Origin of the sequence: Methylobacterium sp. Leaf99, assembly GCF_001422375.1 — a bacterium.
Taxonomy (GTDB): domain Bacteria; phylum Pseudomonadota; class Alphaproteobacteria; order Rhizobiales; family Beijerinckiaceae; genus Methylobacterium.
The window spans coordinates 46,293-60,323 of sequence record NZ_LMMU01000001.1; the positions used below are offsets into that span (position 1 = coordinate 46,293).

Below are 14,031 nucleotides of genomic sequence, written 5' to 3' on the forward strand. Positions count from 1 at the left end.
GGACCTCGGGACTCGCTTTATGGACCGCACCCAGAAAGCCGCATTGGCGAGTGCCGGCATCGGCACCCTCGTCACGGGCCTCAAGTTTGCGGCCTTCGCCCTGACGGGCAGCCTCGCGCTCTACTCGGATGCCCTCGAGAGCATCATCAACGTGGTGGCTGCGGCCTTCGCCTTCGTGGCCCTGCGGGTGGCCGCGCGCCCCGCCGATGACGACCACCCGTACGGCCACCACAAGGCCGAGTACTTTTCCGCCGTCATCGAGGGGGCGCTCATCATTGCGGCGGCGATGCTGATCCTGCGTGAGTCCTTCCACGGCATCCTCGACCCGAAGCCCCTCGACGCCCCATTCCTGGGTTTGGCCGTGAACGGGGTGGCGACGGCGATCAACGGCGTGTGGGCCGTCTACCTGCTCGGGCGCGGCAAGGCCTGGCGCTCTCCCGCCCTCGTAGCCGATGCGCGGCATGTCATGGCCGACGTGGTCACCTCGCTCGGCGTCCTCATCGGCCTCGGCCTCGTCCTCCTGACCGGTGCGGTGGTACTCGATCCCGTCATCGCCGGGCTCGTCGCCCTCAACATCCTGTGGTCGGGCTGGACCATGGTGCGCGACTCCGTGAGCGGCCTCCTCGATCGTGCGGCCCCGGCGGAGATGGTCACCCAGATTCGTGAGCTGATCTCGATCCACGGCGAGGGCGCCCTGGAGGCCCATGACGTGCGCACCCGCCACGCGGGCCAGGCCACCTTCATCGACTTTCACCTCGTGGTGCCGGGCGAGATGACCGTGCGGGACTCCCACGAGATCTGCGACCGCCTGGAAGCGGCGATCGAGGGCGCCATCGAGGGGGCCGTCGTGGTCATCCACGTGGAGCCCGGTGAGCAGGCCAAGGGGCGCGGCGTGCCGGTGGTCTAATCCTTCATTTCCGTGGTCCCGAAGATTGCCTCGAACTGCGCGCGCAGCTGCATGTCCACCTCCGGCAGGGTCACGAGGCGGCCGAGATCGACGAGGCTGGTGACGCCGTGGCCGGTGATGCCGCACGGCACGATGCCGGAAAAATGGCTGAGGTCCGGTTCCACGTTGAGGCTGACGCCGTGGAAGCTGACCCAGCGTCGGACGCGAATGCCGATGGCGGCGATCTTTTCCTCGACCCCTTCGCCGTTCCCTTGCCCCTTCTCGGGTCGGCGCACCCAGACGCCGACGCGGTCTTCGCGACGCTCGCCGCGCACGTTGAAGGCCTCCAGCGTGGCGATGATCCAGGCCTCCAGGGCGGCCACGTAGGCGCGCAGGTCCGCGCGTCGCCGGTTGAGGTCGAGCATCACATACGCCACCCGCTGGCCGGGGCCATGATAGGTGTATTGCCCGCCCCGACCGCTGCGATGGACGGGGAACCCTCCCGGATCGACGAGGTCGGCCGCCCGCGCCGACGTGCCGGCCGTGTAGAGCGGTGGATGCTCGAGGAGCCACACGCACTCCGGCGCTCGCCCGGCGGCGATATCGGCGGCCCGCGTCTCCATGATGGCCACCGCCTGCGTATAGGGGACGAGCCCGTCGCTGACTCGCCATTCGACGGGCGGCGAGCCCGGCGCCGCGAAAAAGTCCCCCGATGGGACGGCGAGGCGCGGGATGGGTCGGGTTTCGTTTACCAAGACTTCACCATCACGCATGGACAGTCGGCTCCGGGGATGGGTGCGGGTGTCGCGGCCGGTCCCACGGGCAAGGAACGGGTCGCGTGGCGGTTCTCGAAGACCTCAAGGTCGATCTCACGGTGGTGCTCGGGCGGCGGCACATGCCCTTGCACCTCCTGCTGCGCATGGGACGCGGCGCGGTGATCGAACTCGAATCCACCGAAACCGATATGGTCGAGATTCTGGCCAACGACCACCCGATCGCGCGCGGACAGATCGTGGTGACGGGAAACCGCATCTCCGTCGAGGTCACCGAGCTGATCCGGAAGGCCGAAGTCGTGCGCCTGCCCGGCGTCACCATCGGCGAAGGCGCAGTTCCGGTGCTCGACGGCGTCGATTTCCTCTGAACCCGCATTTTCCTCCGAACCCGCAATTTCCTCCGAACCCGCTTGTCGGCTCCAGATCCATCTGCTAGTTGCTGCGCCGCGCCAGACGAAACGGACGCCACGCCTTAACCGGCCGGCTCCGAGACGATGGTGACGACGATGCGGCCATGGCGGAATTGGTAGACGCGCTAGCTTGAGGTGCTAGTCCTGCAAGGGGTGGAGGTTCGAGTCCTCTTGGCCGCACCAACACATTTGTGTTGGTGCATGAGACTTCGGAGGTTTGGCGACGGTTCATCCGCCAACCTCGGCTTACAGAACGAAGTTCTGTTTCTGATCGGCAGACATTGTGCTCGATGACCGTGCTTCGCGCGGGGCCTGCCGGACGTCTGAGTCAATCTCGCGCCCCGATCTCATTGGCCGAGCCCAGGTGATCACCCCAGTAGCTCGTGCGTCCGAGCAGCGCCGGCTTCGGACAGCGTCGTGATAGCGATGACGTCCAGGTCGTGGATGCCTGTGCCGATTCCCGCTTGGACGAATGTCCTGGCGATACGGTCCAAAACGAAAAAGGCCGGAGCAGAGCTCCGACCTTGGATGTCCGACCCGGGGATCGGGCTTCCGTGATGAGTCGTGCAAAACTGCAGGCGCACCCATCGAACTCACGGAAGGACCGGCTGTGACCGGGAGTTCCGCGAAAGCCTTCCTACTGGCGCGGACCCTGCGAATTGCCAGCCGCACCCATACCGACGCCGGTGTTGGAGCTGGTGCCAGTGCCGCCACCCATGTTGCCCGCACCGCCTTCGCGGCCGGGGGGGCTGCCGACGGTGCCCGTGGTGCCGCCGGTGGCGGAGCCGGTCATGCGCTCGTCCGCCTTCTCCCCATTGCTCTTCACGCTACCAGGGTTGTTCATGTTGCCGGTGGCGCTTCCGCCTCCTGCCGCAGTCTGGGCGAAGGCGGCTCCCGTCAGCGACAGGATCATCGACGTGGCGATAGCGAATGTCTTCGTGCGCATGATGCGTTTCGTCCCTATGTTTGCGTTGGGCGGTAAACGCACCGGAGCTCGTATTGGTTCGCGGACGGCAGAAATACATGCCCCCGCTTGTTGTCCTCTTTGAGAATCGCCGTTCGAGTGGGTCCTTGGTGGCGCAGGTGAGGAACTGCGCCGGAGAAATGGGTCGATATCCGGCCTCCCCCGCGCTGGATGTCAGAGCTCACAGCGTTCGAGCGCGTGAGTCGTGTCCTCTGCGAACCGTGACGTCGCGCCAAGCGTTGGTCCCGGACCGCTCGACGTTCATGACCAGGGACCACCGATGACCAGCAACCAGACGCTTGATCCGCACGCCCCCAGGACGGTGAACGTCACCGAGCCATGGACGCGAGCCTATTGGGCCCGGTACTTCGAGGTACCGGTCGAAGAGATCGAGACTGCCGTCGCGACCGTCGGTCAGGACCCCGGCGCCGTCGCGGCGCATCTCGGCAAATCCTGGCCGTCGCCGGATGGCGGCATCGTCTGATCTCCTTTCAGATCTCGGCACCGAACAGGTCGACGGTGATGAAACCGCGCGCCTCCATGCGCTCGGCGAGGACCCGACGGTGGCAGCGCGCCGGGTCGCGCTCGAAGCACATGAGGCAGGTCGGGCTGCGGACGGCGAGGTCGCACAAGGCGTCGAGGGCGAGGCTGCCATCGGCGGTGTCGAGGACCTCTTCGCAGTAGATCTTCCGCATGAGCGCGGCATCGTCCGCCCGTGCCGCCTGCCGCCCGGCTTTCGGGGTGCCGAGGGTTCGGGCGTGATCGTAGGCCAAGCCCGCCGCGTGCAAACCCGCTTTGAGCGCGTTCTTGGAGAAACCGCGCTTGCGGGAATTTGCGACGGCGCGCACGTCGGCCAGTGTACCGACGCCCGCATCCGTCAGCGCCATGGTGAAGCGCTCCGGATCGAGGCCTTCGTAGCCGATGGTGAACACAGTCTTGCGCATCCGGACTCCTGGATAAAAGGCGAACTGCAACCAAGACTTATGCTGTGGGCGCCAGTGCTGCCAATCACCTCGCCTGCGGCGTATGTGTCTACGCCGCCACGGCTTCCCGAAAACCGCCGCATTGCCGTCAAAGCTCTGTTAACCGCGCACCGGCATTCCTAGCCAATGTTGCGTGCGTGGAAAGTGATGGGCCGGGCATCGATGTCGCTGACGAACGGGACTGCCCCGACCCTCTTTCGCAACCGCAACGGCAAAGTGGGCCTCGGCGGCTGGACGGCCCGCGTAGCCGGCGCCGCGCTCGTCGCGGCCCTCGCCGCCTGCTCCGGGACGTCGACGGATTTCTACCCGACCAAGGGCGATGTGAAGCCCCATCCGGGTGTCGCCCGAGCCAAGCAGCATCCTATCCAGGGCATCGACATCTCGAAGTGGCAGGGGCCCATCGACTGGACCTCCGTGCGCGCCGCCGGCACCCAGTTCGCCTTCATCAAGGCGACCGAGGGCGGCGATCATGTCGATGAGCGGTTCCGCGCCAACTGGGACGGGGCGGCCCGCGCCGGCGTGCCGCGCGGCGCCTACCACTTCGTGTTCTGGTGCCGCTCAGCCCAGGATCAGATGGCGTGGTTCAAGAAAAACGTCCCGTCCGATCCCACCGCCCTCCCCCCGGTCCTCGACGTCGAGTGGAACGGCCATTCTCAGCTCTGCCCGAAGAAGCTGCCCAAGGCGCAGGCCCTGGCGATGATCCGCTACATGCTCGACGAGATGGAGCGTTACACGGGCAAGCGACCGATCATCTACACGGACATCACCTTCCACAAGGATGTCCTCGAGGACGAACTGCCGGATTACCCGCACTGGGTCCGCTCCACGGCGGCCGAGCCCGAGCACCGCTTCGCCAAGCGCAAGTGGATGCTGTGGCAGTTCACCTCCACCGGCCGGGTGCCGGGGGTGCGCGGGGACGTCGATCGCAACGCCTTCTACGGCACCACGGCCGAATGGGCGTCGTTCCTTGCCACGGACTGCGATCCGCGGGACCACTCGTCCCTTGCCGATCGTGGCCTCTGCGCCGGCAAGTAGACCGTGCTCACTTAGCGTTCGATCAGGCGCCTGCGTTGAGCACGGTGGTCAGGACCGTGCCGTAGTGGCAGGCCGTGGCCGCCAGAACGAAGGCGTGCCAGATGGCGTTCTGGTAAGGCAGGCTACGCCAGACGTGGAATACGACGCCGAAGGAATAGAGCAGCCCCCCGGCGGCCAGGAGCCACAGGGCATCCGGCTGGAGCTGCGCAATCACCGAGTCATACGCCGCGAGCCCGCTCCAACCAAGAAGCAGGTAGAGCCCGATGGCGGCGCGGTCGAACCGGCCGGGCATCGTCAGTTTGAGGGCGATGCCGAGGCCGGCCACCAGCCACACGCCCGCAAGAAGGCTCCACGCGGTCCCGCCAGCGCCGACCAAGGCCACGAGGGGCGTGTAGGTTCCGGCGATCATGAGATAGATCAGCGCGTGGTCGGCGCGGCGCAGGAGCCATTTTCGGCGACCAACGGGCCACATGTTGTAGGTGGCCGAGACACCGAGCATCGAGACGAGAGCGGCGGCGTAGACGACCACGGCTGCCTGATCGACCGCCGCTAACGGTGCCAGTGCGGCGAGAATCACGATCGCGATGGCCCCGGCGAGACCGAGGGCGACGCCGAGGAGGTGGACGATCCCGTCCGCTAGAATCTCCCGACGGGTGTAGTTCCAGATCAGCCCCGCGGGGCGCCCGTCCTCTGCCAGGAACATTGCCGACTCCGAAGTGTTCCGCTCCGTCTGTTCATGGGAAAGCTACGCTTGGACCGCTCAAAGCGTTCCCGCGGAAAACTACCCAGCGTGTGTCCTCCACAGGATTGCGCACGATTGCGGCAGATCCGGACGCCGGATCAGCCGGGAAGGAGACCTGGCAGGATGTCGGGATAGCGGCTCGCGATCACGAGGGCCCAGGCGATTCCAAGCATGCTGGCAAGACCGAAGACGATGCGGCGGGTATGTCGATCGCGCGGTCGGCGCCGAGTGACGGTTTCCTGGGGCCGAGGCGATCCGGTCTCTGAAGTCCTGCTCGCGTCGGTCCGGTTCGACACGGGTGTACCAAGCGTCATGCCGTCTTGATCCTCTATGGTCGTGTGGGGGCGAAACGCGTGATCTCAGGCGCTGCACCGTGAACAACGTCCAGGTGCCGACTGAGTTCGCTGCGATGCAATAAACTCGCTCGTCCCAGAGATGCGGCCTGCGGATCCCGATGAAAAGGGACATCCGTCGGCGTGCGTGTGCGGTGTCACGAAGCGCGCGCCGGCCAGGATTGAAATCCGGTGCGCCGATTCAGGCCGCGCGGCCGGACAAGGTTTCGAAACCGAAGGCCGGTGTCGCATCCGAACGGGTTGGCTGCACCGTCGCGCCGGGGCTGAGGCGCGCATGCACCGTGGCCATCATCAGCACCGCCATGGCGAAGACCTGATGGGCGAGGCCCGCCCAGAGCGGTACGGCCAGGAGCAGGGTCGTCACCCCAAGGACGGCCTGCGCCAGGACGAGGCCGGCCACACCCGTGGCGCGCCGTGCCGTGCCGCTGCCCGGCAGCGTCCGACGGGCGTCGAACGCATGAATCACCGCAACCGCGAAGAGCAGGTAGGCGACGAGGCGGTGATTGAGCTGCACCAGGGCATGGTTGTCGACGAAGTTCTCGATCCACGGCCGGACGGCGAACAGGTCGGCCAGGGGTGGTGCGAAGGCGCCGTCCATGCCCGGCCAGGTGTTGTAGACGAGCCCGGCTTTCGAGCCGGCCACGAGACCGCCGAGGAAGATCTGCGCCAGGACCAGGACCATGATGGCGACAGCCGTGCGGGCGAGCCGGACCGGAACCGGGGAAGCGGGCACGGTGCGCAGGCCCGCGGCGAGCCAGACGAGGCCTGCGAGGATCAGGCTCGCGGTGGTGAGGTGCAGGGCGAGCTTGAGCGGTGCCACCGCCGTCATGCCGGGCTGCAGGCCGGAGGCGACCATGATCCAGCCGATGGCGCCCTGCAGGCCGCCGAGGATGCCAAGCCCGAGGAGCCCGAGACCGAGGCGACGGCTCAGGGCGCCGCGCCACCAGAACCACAGCAGCGGTAGGAAGAACGCAAGACCCACGAAGCGTCCGAGGAGCCGGTGACCCCATTCCCAGGCGTAGATCGTCTTGAAGTCGGACAGGCCCATCCCCTGGTTGAGGATGCGGTATTGCGGGGTGTCCTTGTACTTCTCGAACTCCGCCGTCCAGGCCTCGGCCGAGAGTGGGGGAACGGCGCCGGTGACGGGGCGCCACTCGGTGATGGACAGTCCGGAGCCGGTCAGACGCGTCGTGCCTCCGACGGCCACCATACAGACCACCAGGGCGGCCAGCACGTAGAGCCAGGCGCGCACGGCGCGTTGTCCGTTCTCGCGGCCAGTTGTAGTCTTGCTCGTCATCGCGCGATCCCGCCCCGCCACCCGGCGGCTGTCACCTGTGACCGGGGAGGTAGACGGGGCTCAGCGGAAGGGCAACGCCCCCCGGCGACGCAGCGGCCTTTCGCGAAAGCCGCCTACTCTGCGGCGGCAGCCAAGTCCCGGCTTCGATTGAGCGCCATGAGATCGAGGAAGGCGACCACCAGCCAGGGGCAGGCTATTCCGATGAAGAAGGCCATCCGTATCGCCTCGTTTCGCATCCAGGAGTCCGATGATAGGCGCCCTGCGTCGCACCGCAAGCGGGCAAACGCAGCCTGCGCACGGAACGCGTCCTATCCTACCGCGCCAACGATCCAGCGCGCCGCGAGGACGGTGAGCACTCCGGCTCCCAGGATGCGGCGGAAGGGATTGACGCCGCGCGCCAGCTCATCCGCTGCCCAGACGACCAGTGCCACCGTGCCGACGCCGCGAAGGATCGTCCCGGCCGGTCCCTCCGGGGCCAGGGCCCAGTCGGCGCTTGCACAAATCGCGAAGATCGAGAGCGGGGCGTTCGGCCATTGCCCGATGGTAAGGGCGCCGGTGCGTCGGTTGCGCAGCAGCCAGTCGCGGGCGCGAATGAAAGCGCTCAGGTGCGTTCGGTTCCGGCGCCGTCACGGATGGGTGCGCAGATCTTCGGGCTCATCTTGTCGAGATGCTCGCAGGCGTTGCGCAGGTACCAGGTTCGCAGTTCGGGCTGCGACGGCGCCACGTACATGCCGACGAGGATGAACGCGATGGCGCCGACGATGACGAGGGTGAGAAGGCTACGCATGAGTTCGCTCCGAGGACGGGCCGTCGATCGACGTGAGGCTGGCGATCACCGGGCCCCGCCTCCCAACGCATGAGTGCCCAAAAAGAAGCAGCCCGTCACCGCGAGGGGCGAACAGGCTGTTGAGAGGCTTGGGAGGAAGCGAGGCTGTTGAGACCCGCTTTCACAACTTTTGATACGCGAGCCCGGTTCCTTCCGAGCCGGCAAAAAAGCGGCCCGCGGGTCAGGCAGGCTCGAACAGGGGTACGATCCGCATGCCGGGCACGAGGACGAGGCCCTTGTCGGTGATGCGGATTTCCGGAATTACGGAAAGTGGGATCAGGTTGAAGCCCATGTACGGGATGGTGCAGCCTGCCCGTATCCAGGCTTCCTTGAGGATACGCACCTCCTCGGCCACCGCCGTGACGCGCTTGTCGGAGAGGAGGCCGGCCACCGGAAGGGGTACCAGGGCGACGACCCTGCCGTCCTCAACGACGCAGACCCCACCCTGAATGCCGCGGATCGCATCGAGCGCCACGTGCATGTCGACCGGATCGAGGCCGGCGACGATGATGTTGTGGGAATCGTGTCCGACGCTGCTCGCCACGGCGCCGCGCCTCAGCCCGAACGCCCGTAGGAGCCCGTGCGCGACGTTGCCCGCCCGGCCGTGACGCTCGATCACGGTGACGAAGGTGAGATCGTTGTCGGCGAGCGTCGCGGGCCAGTCTGCGCCGGGTGCGAGGTCGAACACTTCGTGGGTGAGTTCGATGCCCGGCAGCGTGGTACGGATGGCGTTGACCCGGACGGGGCCCGTTGGGAGCGCGGGGGTCAGGGCCGGCAGCGGATCGGGCAGGTGCACCGTGGCGTAGGCGGGGGCCGGATAGCGGTAGGGGGCCGAAAGGGCCGCGTCGAGGAGCGGGGTGATCGCCCGGTCCTTCACCACGCATTCCCCGCCGTACCAGGTCGCTTGCGGTACGAGATCGTCATCGAGGAGCACGAGGTCGGCGCGCCGCCCGCCTCCGAGCCCGCCGATCTCGCCGTCGAGGCCATAACGGGTCGCCGGATGAAGCGACCCCATCGCCCAGGCTTGGGCTTTGGGGATGCCGAGGCGCACGGCCTCGCGGACGACCCAATCGAGGCCGAACGCCAGGAGGTCCTGTGCATCGCGGTCGTCGGTACAGACGCAGACGCGCTTGGCCGATGCGCCGTAGTCGAGCACTGTGCCGATGGCTTTTGGCAGGCTGTGCCACGGCGTCGTCGGCGGACCGCCCCGCAGGTAGATCCATACGCCGGCCTCGAGAAGATCGTCGGCGATGTCCCGGTCGATGGCCTCGTGGGTATCGGTCACGCCGCTGGCGGCGTAAGCGGCGACGAAGCCGCGTCCGTAGATGTGGCCGGAGACCGGGCGTCCACGCTCAAGGGATGCCGCGATGATGGCATGGGCGCGCGGATCGCCCTCGCACACGGCGACGAAATCCATCTTTTCGCCCAAGCCGATCGCTTCCGGCCAAGTGTCGAAAAGGCCTGAAATCTTCTGCGCCGTAAGGTCACCACCGGCCGTCTCGAGCGCGGGTGAGGTCGCCGGCACGGTGCTGGGCACCGTGAGGTAGATGTTGAGCGGAGCCTGGCGGGCGTCCTCCAGCATCCACGTGATGCCGTCCACGTCGAGCACGTTGCCGATCTCGTGGCTGTCGCACACGATGGTGGTGGTCCCGTTGAGGAGCGCCGCTTCAGCGTAGGCGCAGGCCGTCACCATGCTGCTCTCGATGTGCAGGTGCGGATCGACGAGGCCCGGCGCCAGGAGGCCGCCGCCGAGATCGACGCGCTCGGCCGCGCCCCGGTAGGTGCCCGCCGGCATCACGGCCGCGATCCGCCCGCCAGCGATCCACACCTCGCGCTCGAGCAGGACGCGCTCGGAATAGGTCGAGAGCAGGCGCGCACCGGTGAGGACACGGTCGGGCTCGGCTCGCCCGGAGGCCACCGCCGCGAGGTGCCGGGTCATGGTACTCAGGGGCGCGACGGAGAAACGGGTCAATGGTCGTCTGTCGGTCATGCCGGCTCCCGGAAGTCGCGCCCTTGTCACGGCGCGTGATCCTGACGCTCGGCATGCGGCGTGCCAAGTGCCGCCAGAGATCGGACGGGTTGCCAATCGCCTCCCGCGATCCCATTTGAGGGTCATGCCGGTCGCGACTCCTGTCGCTTGACCGGAGACGGCCACGATGACGGTTTGGGGTGACGCCGGATGTACGCGCACCTCCGGCCCCTCCGTGGCCGTTGGCTTTTGCCCGTCCCCTTCCCATCGTCCGAGCATCGTTCCGTCATGGCCAAGCGCACGAAGTCGAAACCGCAGGAGCGTGGCTCCGTCCTGTTCGACGTCCTCTACGAGGACGAGTCCCGCGCCTCGAACCGGCGCGTCCCCATGGAGATCCTCGGTGGCCTCGACGGCGATGCGCCGGCTCGGGAGATCATCGAGGAGCAGGACCGGGCCATCGCAGAGAAGTCCGGCCGGCCCCTGAAGCCCATCCGCAGCCTGACCCGTTCGCCGATCCGCGTGCCGAGCGCGGTGACGGGCGACTGATATCCGTCACCCGCCGGGCGAATCGTCCGGCGGATTCATGGAAGATGCGTCAGGCTTTCTTCAGGAACTGCGTCTTCAGCACCAGTCCTTTGACCTTCTCGGCGTTGCATTCGATCTCGCCGGGATCGCCGGTCAGGCGGATGTTCTTGATCAGCGTCCCGCGCTTCAGGGTCGTCGAGGTACCCTTCACCTTGAGATCCTTGATCAGGGTCACCGAATCGCCATCGGCCAGCTTGGTGCCGTTGGAATCCTTCGTGTCGTCCATTTTCGTTTCGTCTCAGGCCATAGATGGTGTGTAGGGCTGGCCGGCATCGGTCAGCGCCCGGTCCACGGCCTCGATGGCCAGCAGGATACGCATCAGATCCTCCGCCGCCGAAGCAGCCGCGAGTTCGCTGGCGCCGATGCGCTTCGACAGGGCGCTGCGCTGCCGGGCCAGACTGGCACGCGCCCGGTTCAGGTCGGTGATTTCCTCGGGCGTCATGGTCTCGTCTTCCCTCAAAGGCTCGCACGGGGCCGGACCGGCCGGTGGACCGCTCGGCGCCTCACGCAGCGCATGAGCGATGCCGCCTTTGAGCCATCGACGCAACGTCCGAATGACGGGCCGGCTTTCGCCCGACGGCTATCTCGCGGGTCCCGTCAGAACAGAGCGCCCTGCGCGTCCTCGTCGCTGGATCGCGGTCGATCCGCGGCCGGGGTTCCGGGAAGCTCCCGCGTCCCCTTCGGCTTGGCAACCGGTACGACAAGGTCAGGCCCGTCGTTGCGGGCATCGTTCACCCGCGAACTCACGGGGTCGAGCGTCAGCCAGTCGTCGGGGCAGGGCCGGCACAGGGCGGCGGCCGGGCCCGGTTCGACGCCCCGCGTGTCGAGCCAGGGCTCGATCTCATTGGGCGACAGGATCGCCGGCATCCGATCGTGAACCGCCGCCATCATCCCGTTGGCTCCCGTGGTGACGATGGCCGCCGTGTCGATCTCGGACCCGTCGGCCCCGAGCCAGTTCTCCCACAGGCCGGCAAGCGCCATGGGGGCGCCGTCGGCGCGGCGGATCATGAACGGCGTCTTCGTCGCGGTCTTGCCGGTACCCTCGCGGCGCCATTCGTAGAAGCCGTCGGCAAGGAAAACGCAGCGGCGGTGACGGAGCGCCCCGCGGAAGGTCGGTTTCTCCTGGATCGTCTCGACACGGGCATTGATGACGAGGGGAAAGCCCTTCGGGTCCTTGAGCCAGCTCGGCCACAGGCCCCAGCGCACGAGGCGGAAATGCCGGCGCCCGCGCTCGGAGATCACGATCGGCACCGGCTGCGTCGGCGCGATGTTGTACCGGGCCGGGAAGTTCGGCACCTCGGCATACCCGTAGAACAGTCGATGGATTTCCGGCGCCTGGAGGGCGAAGTAGCGACCGCACATGGCGCGAACCATCGGCAATCCGCGCCGATGGGGCAAGTCCTGCTCGGGAGCTGATCCTGTTCGGGAGCAACTCCGGTCTCTCAGCAGGACTCCCCGTTCTGCGAGCTTTCCCGTGAACGTCGGTCAGGCAGCGCGGACGGTGGCGAGGAAGCGGCTCATCTCGGCGCCAAGAAATTCCGACTGGCGCGACAGTTCGGAAGCCGAGGCGAGCACCTGGGACGCCGCCGCTCCCGTCTCCTCGGCTGCCGCCGCGACGCCGTTGATGTTGATCGTCACTTCGCTCGTTCCCGCCGCGGCCTGGGACACGTTGCGGACGATCTCCTGGGTTGCCGCCCCCTGCTGCTCCACGGCGGCCGCGAGTGAGGTGGCGACGGTGCTGATCTCACCGATGCGGTCGCGGATGGCTGCGATGGCGGTGACACTCTCACCCGTCGCGCCCTGGATGCGTGCGATCTGGCTGCCGATTTCTTCGGTTGCGCGCGCAGTCTGACTCGCGAGTTCCTTGACCTCGGCCGCGACCACGGCGAAGCCCCGTCCGGCCTCGCCGGCCCGCGCCGCCTCGATGGTGGCGTTGAGGGCCAGGAGGTTGGTCTGCGAGGCGATGTCGGCGATGAGCTTGACCACGTCGCCGATGCGCGCCGTGGCACTGCTGAGGTCCTGAACCAGGGCGGCGGTGGCACCGGCTTCGCGGACGGCAGCTTCCGCGAGACTTGCCGAGCCCTGAACCTGCCGGCCGATCTCATGGACGGACGAACCGAGTTCCTCGGCCGCCGCCGCCACGGTCTGGACGTTGATGGCGGCTTCCTCGGCGGCGGCCGCGACCGAAACGGATTGACCGCCGGTCTGCGTCGCCGTCGCGGTCATCGCCTGAGCGGTGGCCTGCAATTCCGTCGCAGCGGCACCGACCGAGCCGACGATTCCGCCCACCGAGCGCTCGAAGGCGTCCGCCATGTCGCGCATGCCCTGCCGGCGCTGGGCTTCCGCTCCGGCACGGGCCAGTGCCGTTTCACCCTCAAGCGCCTTCATCCGGACGAGCCCGTCCTTGAACAGCTGTACGGCGTCGGCGATGCGACCGATCTCGGTGCCGGTGCCCTGATGCGGGATGGTGACCCCGAGGTCGCCGTGTGCGAGGGCCGTCATCGGGCGGACCACGGACTCGATACCGCTCGCGATGCCCCGGATGATGAGGGCCGCCAATCCGATGGCCATGACGACGGCCGCCGCCACCGCCGCGATGGCAATGGTCCGGGTCCGGGCGGCGATGGCCGCGCCCTCGGACTCCGCCTGGGCGGCACCGATGTTGTTCAGGGCGATGATCTGCTCGAGGGCAAGGGAAGCCCGGCGACGGGGTTCGACGGCGGTGGAGGTGTACAGCCCGTAAGCCTTGCCCTGTTCGGCACCGCGTGCCGCGCCCACGATGCGGTCGGCCGCCTCGAAGAAGCTTTTAGCCTCACGTCGGAACGTATCGTAGAACGCCCGTTCCTCGGGCGAACTGATCAGCGGCTCGTAGGCGTCGGACCGTTCGGAGACCTGCTGACGTCGCTTGGCGAGATCCGCCTCGATCTTCGCAAGGTCGCCGGCATCCGTCGTCTGCGTCGCCCGCAGCAGGCTCGTGGTGTAGCGGGCCATGGAGACGTCGATCTCCCCGCTCGTCCGGACGCTCGGCAGCCAATTGGTCTGCACGGCGGTGAGCAGGCCGTTGATCCGGTCGACGCCGGAAAGGCCGAGCATGCCGATGGCCAGGATGAAGAGCGTGACGACGGCAAACGTCGCAACCAGCTTCGTGCGGATGGTCGTGGACCTGAACGGCATGCTCGGCTCTCCGAAGGCAGCCGTGAATCCACCG

16 protein-coding genes and 1 tRNA gene are annotated in these 14,031 nt (G+C 67.5%); 6 read left to right on the top strand and 11 right to left on the bottom strand.

Annotated features, from left to right (window positions below; translation table 11 throughout):
* Window positions 1-19 precede the first annotated feature (19 nt).
* Complete coding sequence (locus ASF28_RS00245; protein WP_056086055.1) at window positions 20-907, top strand: cation diffusion facilitator family transporter; 888 nt, start codon at window positions 20-22, stop codon at window positions 905-907.
* Here the strand turns inward: ASF28_RS00245 and lipB are convergent.
* Window positions 904-1,659: a lipoyl(octanoyl) transferase LipB gene (gene lipB / locus ASF28_RS00250; protein WP_082475920.1), complete on the bottom strand. Its 756-nt coding sequence runs from the start codon at window positions 1,657-1,659 to the stop codon at window positions 904-906. The genes ASF28_RS00245 and lipB overlap by 4 nt on opposite strands.
* Window positions 1,660-1,724: 65 nt before the next feature.
* On the opposite strand from lipB, the gene ASF28_RS00255 reads away from it, so the two are divergent.
* Entirely contained in the window at window positions 1,725-2,027 is a 303-nt protein-coding gene (locus tag ASF28_RS00255; RefSeq protein WP_056086060.1) for a FliM/FliN family flagellar motor switch protein, read from the top strand.
* Between the two features lie 140 nt (window positions 2,028-2,167).
* Window positions 2,168-2,252: transfer RNA gene (locus ASF28_RS00260), tRNA-Leu, on the top strand.
* A 454-nt stretch (window positions 2,253-2,706) separates the two neighbouring features.
* Here the strand turns inward: ASF28_RS00260 and ASF28_RS00265 are convergent.
* Entirely contained in the window at window positions 2,707-3,015 is a 309-nt protein-coding gene (locus ASF28_RS00265) for a hypothetical protein (protein ID WP_056086062.1), read from the bottom strand.
* Between the two features lie 298 nt (window positions 3,016-3,313).
* On the opposite strand from ASF28_RS00265, the gene ASF28_RS00270 reads away from it, so the two are divergent.
* Window positions 3,314-3,517: a DUF3606 domain-containing protein gene (locus tag ASF28_RS00270; protein ID WP_056086065.1), complete on the top strand. Its 204-nt coding sequence runs from the start codon at window positions 3,314-3,316 to the stop codon at window positions 3,515-3,517.
* Window positions 3,518-3,524: 7 nt separating this feature from the next.
* Here the strand turns inward: ASF28_RS00270 and ASF28_RS00275 are convergent, their stop codons facing one another.
* Window positions 3,525-3,977, bottom strand: coding sequence for a DUF488 domain-containing protein (locus tag ASF28_RS00275; protein ID WP_056086068.1), 453 nt, complete (start codon window positions 3,975-3,977; stop codon window positions 3,525-3,527).
* Window positions 3,978-4,178: 201 nt separating this feature from the next.
* Between ASF28_RS00275 and ASF28_RS00280 the strand changes: the two genes are divergently transcribed.
* A complete protein-coding gene (locus tag ASF28_RS00280) occupies window positions 4,179-5,051 on the top strand; it encodes a glycoside hydrolase family 25 protein (protein WP_147708574.1) in 873 nt (290 codons plus the stop codon).
* 22 nt (window positions 5,052-5,073) lie between these two features.
* On the opposite strand, the gene trhA is transcribed toward ASF28_RS00280, so the two are convergent.
* The 4 genes from trhA to ASF28_RS00300 form a co-directional block, all read right to left on the bottom strand.
* Window positions 5,074-5,754: a PAQR family membrane homeostasis protein TrhA gene (gene trhA / locus ASF28_RS00285; RefSeq protein WP_056086072.1), complete on the bottom strand. Its 681-nt coding sequence runs from the start codon at window positions 5,752-5,754 to the stop codon at window positions 5,074-5,076.
* Between the two features lie 573 nt (window positions 5,755-6,327).
* A complete protein-coding gene (locus ASF28_RS00290) occupies window positions 6,328-7,443 on the bottom strand; it encodes a COX15/CtaA family protein (protein WP_056086074.1) in 1,116 nt (371 codons plus the stop codon).
* A 601-nt stretch (window positions 7,444-8,044) separates the two neighbouring features.
* Window positions 8,045-8,230, bottom strand: coding sequence for a hypothetical protein (locus tag ASF28_RS00295; RefSeq protein ID WP_056086077.1), 186 nt, complete (start codon window positions 8,228-8,230; stop codon window positions 8,045-8,047).
* Window positions 8,231-8,450: 220 nt separating this feature from the next.
* Window positions 8,451-10,259: an adenine deaminase C-terminal domain-containing protein gene (locus tag ASF28_RS00300; RefSeq protein ID WP_056086080.1), complete on the bottom strand. Its 1,809-nt coding sequence runs from the start codon at window positions 10,257-10,259 to the stop codon at window positions 8,451-8,453.
* A gap of 267 nt (window positions 10,260-10,526) precedes the next feature.
* On the opposite strand from ASF28_RS00300, the gene ASF28_RS00305 reads away from it, so the two are divergent.
* Complete coding sequence (locus ASF28_RS00305; RefSeq protein WP_056086082.1) at window positions 10,527-10,784, top strand: hypothetical protein; 258 nt, start codon at window positions 10,527-10,529, stop codon at window positions 10,782-10,784.
* 49 nt (window positions 10,785-10,833) lie between these two features.
* Here ASF28_RS00305 and ASF28_RS00310 read toward each other — a convergent pair whose 3' ends face one another.
* The 4 genes from ASF28_RS00310 to ASF28_RS00325 all read right to left on the bottom strand — a co-directional run bounded on the left by ASF28_RS00310 (window position 10,834) and on the right by ASF28_RS00325 (window position 13,997).
* Complete coding sequence (locus ASF28_RS00310; protein ID WP_056086086.1) at window positions 10,834-11,049, bottom strand: alkylphosphonate utilization protein; 216 nt, start codon at window positions 11,047-11,049, stop codon at window positions 10,834-10,836.
* A gap of 12 nt (window positions 11,050-11,061) precedes the next feature.
* A complete protein-coding gene (locus ASF28_RS00315) occupies window positions 11,062-11,265 on the bottom strand; it encodes a hypothetical protein (RefSeq protein WP_056086088.1) in 204 nt (67 codons plus the stop codon).
* Between the two features lie 155 nt (window positions 11,266-11,420).
* The gene (locus ASF28_RS00320) at window positions 11,421-12,185 is read right to left on the bottom strand and encodes an SOS response-associated peptidase (protein ID WP_056086091.1); all 765 of its coding nucleotides are present in this window, start codon (window positions 12,183-12,185) and stop codon (window positions 11,421-11,423) included.
* Between the two features lie 123 nt (window positions 12,186-12,308).
* Window positions 12,309-13,997, bottom strand: a complete 1,689-nt coding sequence (locus tag ASF28_RS00325) for a methyl-accepting chemotaxis protein (RefSeq protein WP_056086093.1) — start codon at window positions 13,995-13,997, stop codon at window positions 12,309-12,311.
* Between the last annotated feature and the right edge of the window lie 34 nt (window positions 13,998-14,031).

What these genes read in the sequence shown, in the direction of transcription:
- ASF28_RS00245 (WP_056086055.1), top strand. Translation starts at nt 20, where the DNA reads ATGGACCGCACCCAGAAAGCCGCATTGGCGAGTGCCGGCATCGGCACC.
- lipB (WP_082475920.1), bottom strand. Translation starts at nt 1,659, where the DNA reads ATGCGTGATGGTGAAGTCTTGGTAAACGAAACCCGACCCATCCCGCGC.
- ASF28_RS00265 (WP_056086062.1), bottom strand. Translation starts at nt 3,015, where the DNA reads ATGCGCACGAAGACATTCGCTATCGCCACGTCGATGATCCTGTCGCTG.
- ASF28_RS00270 (WP_056086065.1), top strand. Translation starts at nt 3,314, where the DNA reads ATGACCAGCAACCAGACGCTTGATCCGCACGCCCCCAGGACGGTGAAC.
- ASF28_RS00275 (WP_056086068.1), bottom strand. Translation starts at nt 3,977, where the DNA reads ATGCGCAAGACTGTGTTCACCATCGGCTACGAAGGCCTCGATCCGGAG.
- ASF28_RS00280 (WP_147708574.1), top strand. Translation starts at nt 4,179, where the DNA reads ATGTCGCTGACGAACGGGACTGCCCCGACCCTCTTTCGCAACCGCAAC.
- trhA (WP_056086072.1), bottom strand. Translation starts at nt 5,754, where the DNA reads ATGTTCCTGGCAGAGGACGGGCGCCCCGCGGGGCTGATCTGGAACTAC.
- ASF28_RS00290 (WP_056086074.1), bottom strand. Translation starts at nt 7,443, where the DNA reads ATGACGAGCAAGACTACAACTGGCCGCGAGAACGGACAACGCGCCGTG.
- ASF28_RS00295 (WP_056086077.1), bottom strand. Translation starts at nt 8,230, where the DNA reads ATGCGTAGCCTTCTCACCCTCGTCATCGTCGGCGCCATCGCGTTCATC.
- ASF28_RS00300 (WP_056086080.1), bottom strand. Translation starts at nt 10,259, where the DNA reads ATGACCGACAGACGACCATTGACCCGTTTCTCCGTCGCGCCCCTGAGT.
- ASF28_RS00305 (WP_056086082.1), top strand. Translation starts at nt 10,527, where the DNA reads ATGGCCAAGCGCACGAAGTCGAAACCGCAGGAGCGTGGCTCCGTCCTG.
- ASF28_RS00310 (WP_056086086.1), bottom strand. Translation starts at nt 11,049, where the DNA reads ATGGACGACACGAAGGATTCCAACGGCACCAAGCTGGCCGATGGCGAT.
- ASF28_RS00315 (WP_056086088.1), bottom strand. Translation starts at nt 11,265, where the DNA reads ATGACGCCCGAGGAAATCACCGACCTGAACCGGGCGCGTGCCAGTCTG.
- ASF28_RS00320 (WP_056086091.1), bottom strand. Translation starts at nt 12,185, where the DNA reads ATGTGCGGTCGCTACTTCGCCCTCCAGGCGCCGGAAATCCATCGACTG.
- ASF28_RS00325 (WP_056086093.1), bottom strand. Translation starts at nt 13,997, where the DNA reads ATGCCGTTCAGGTCCACGACCATCCGCACGAAGCTGGTTGCGACGTTT.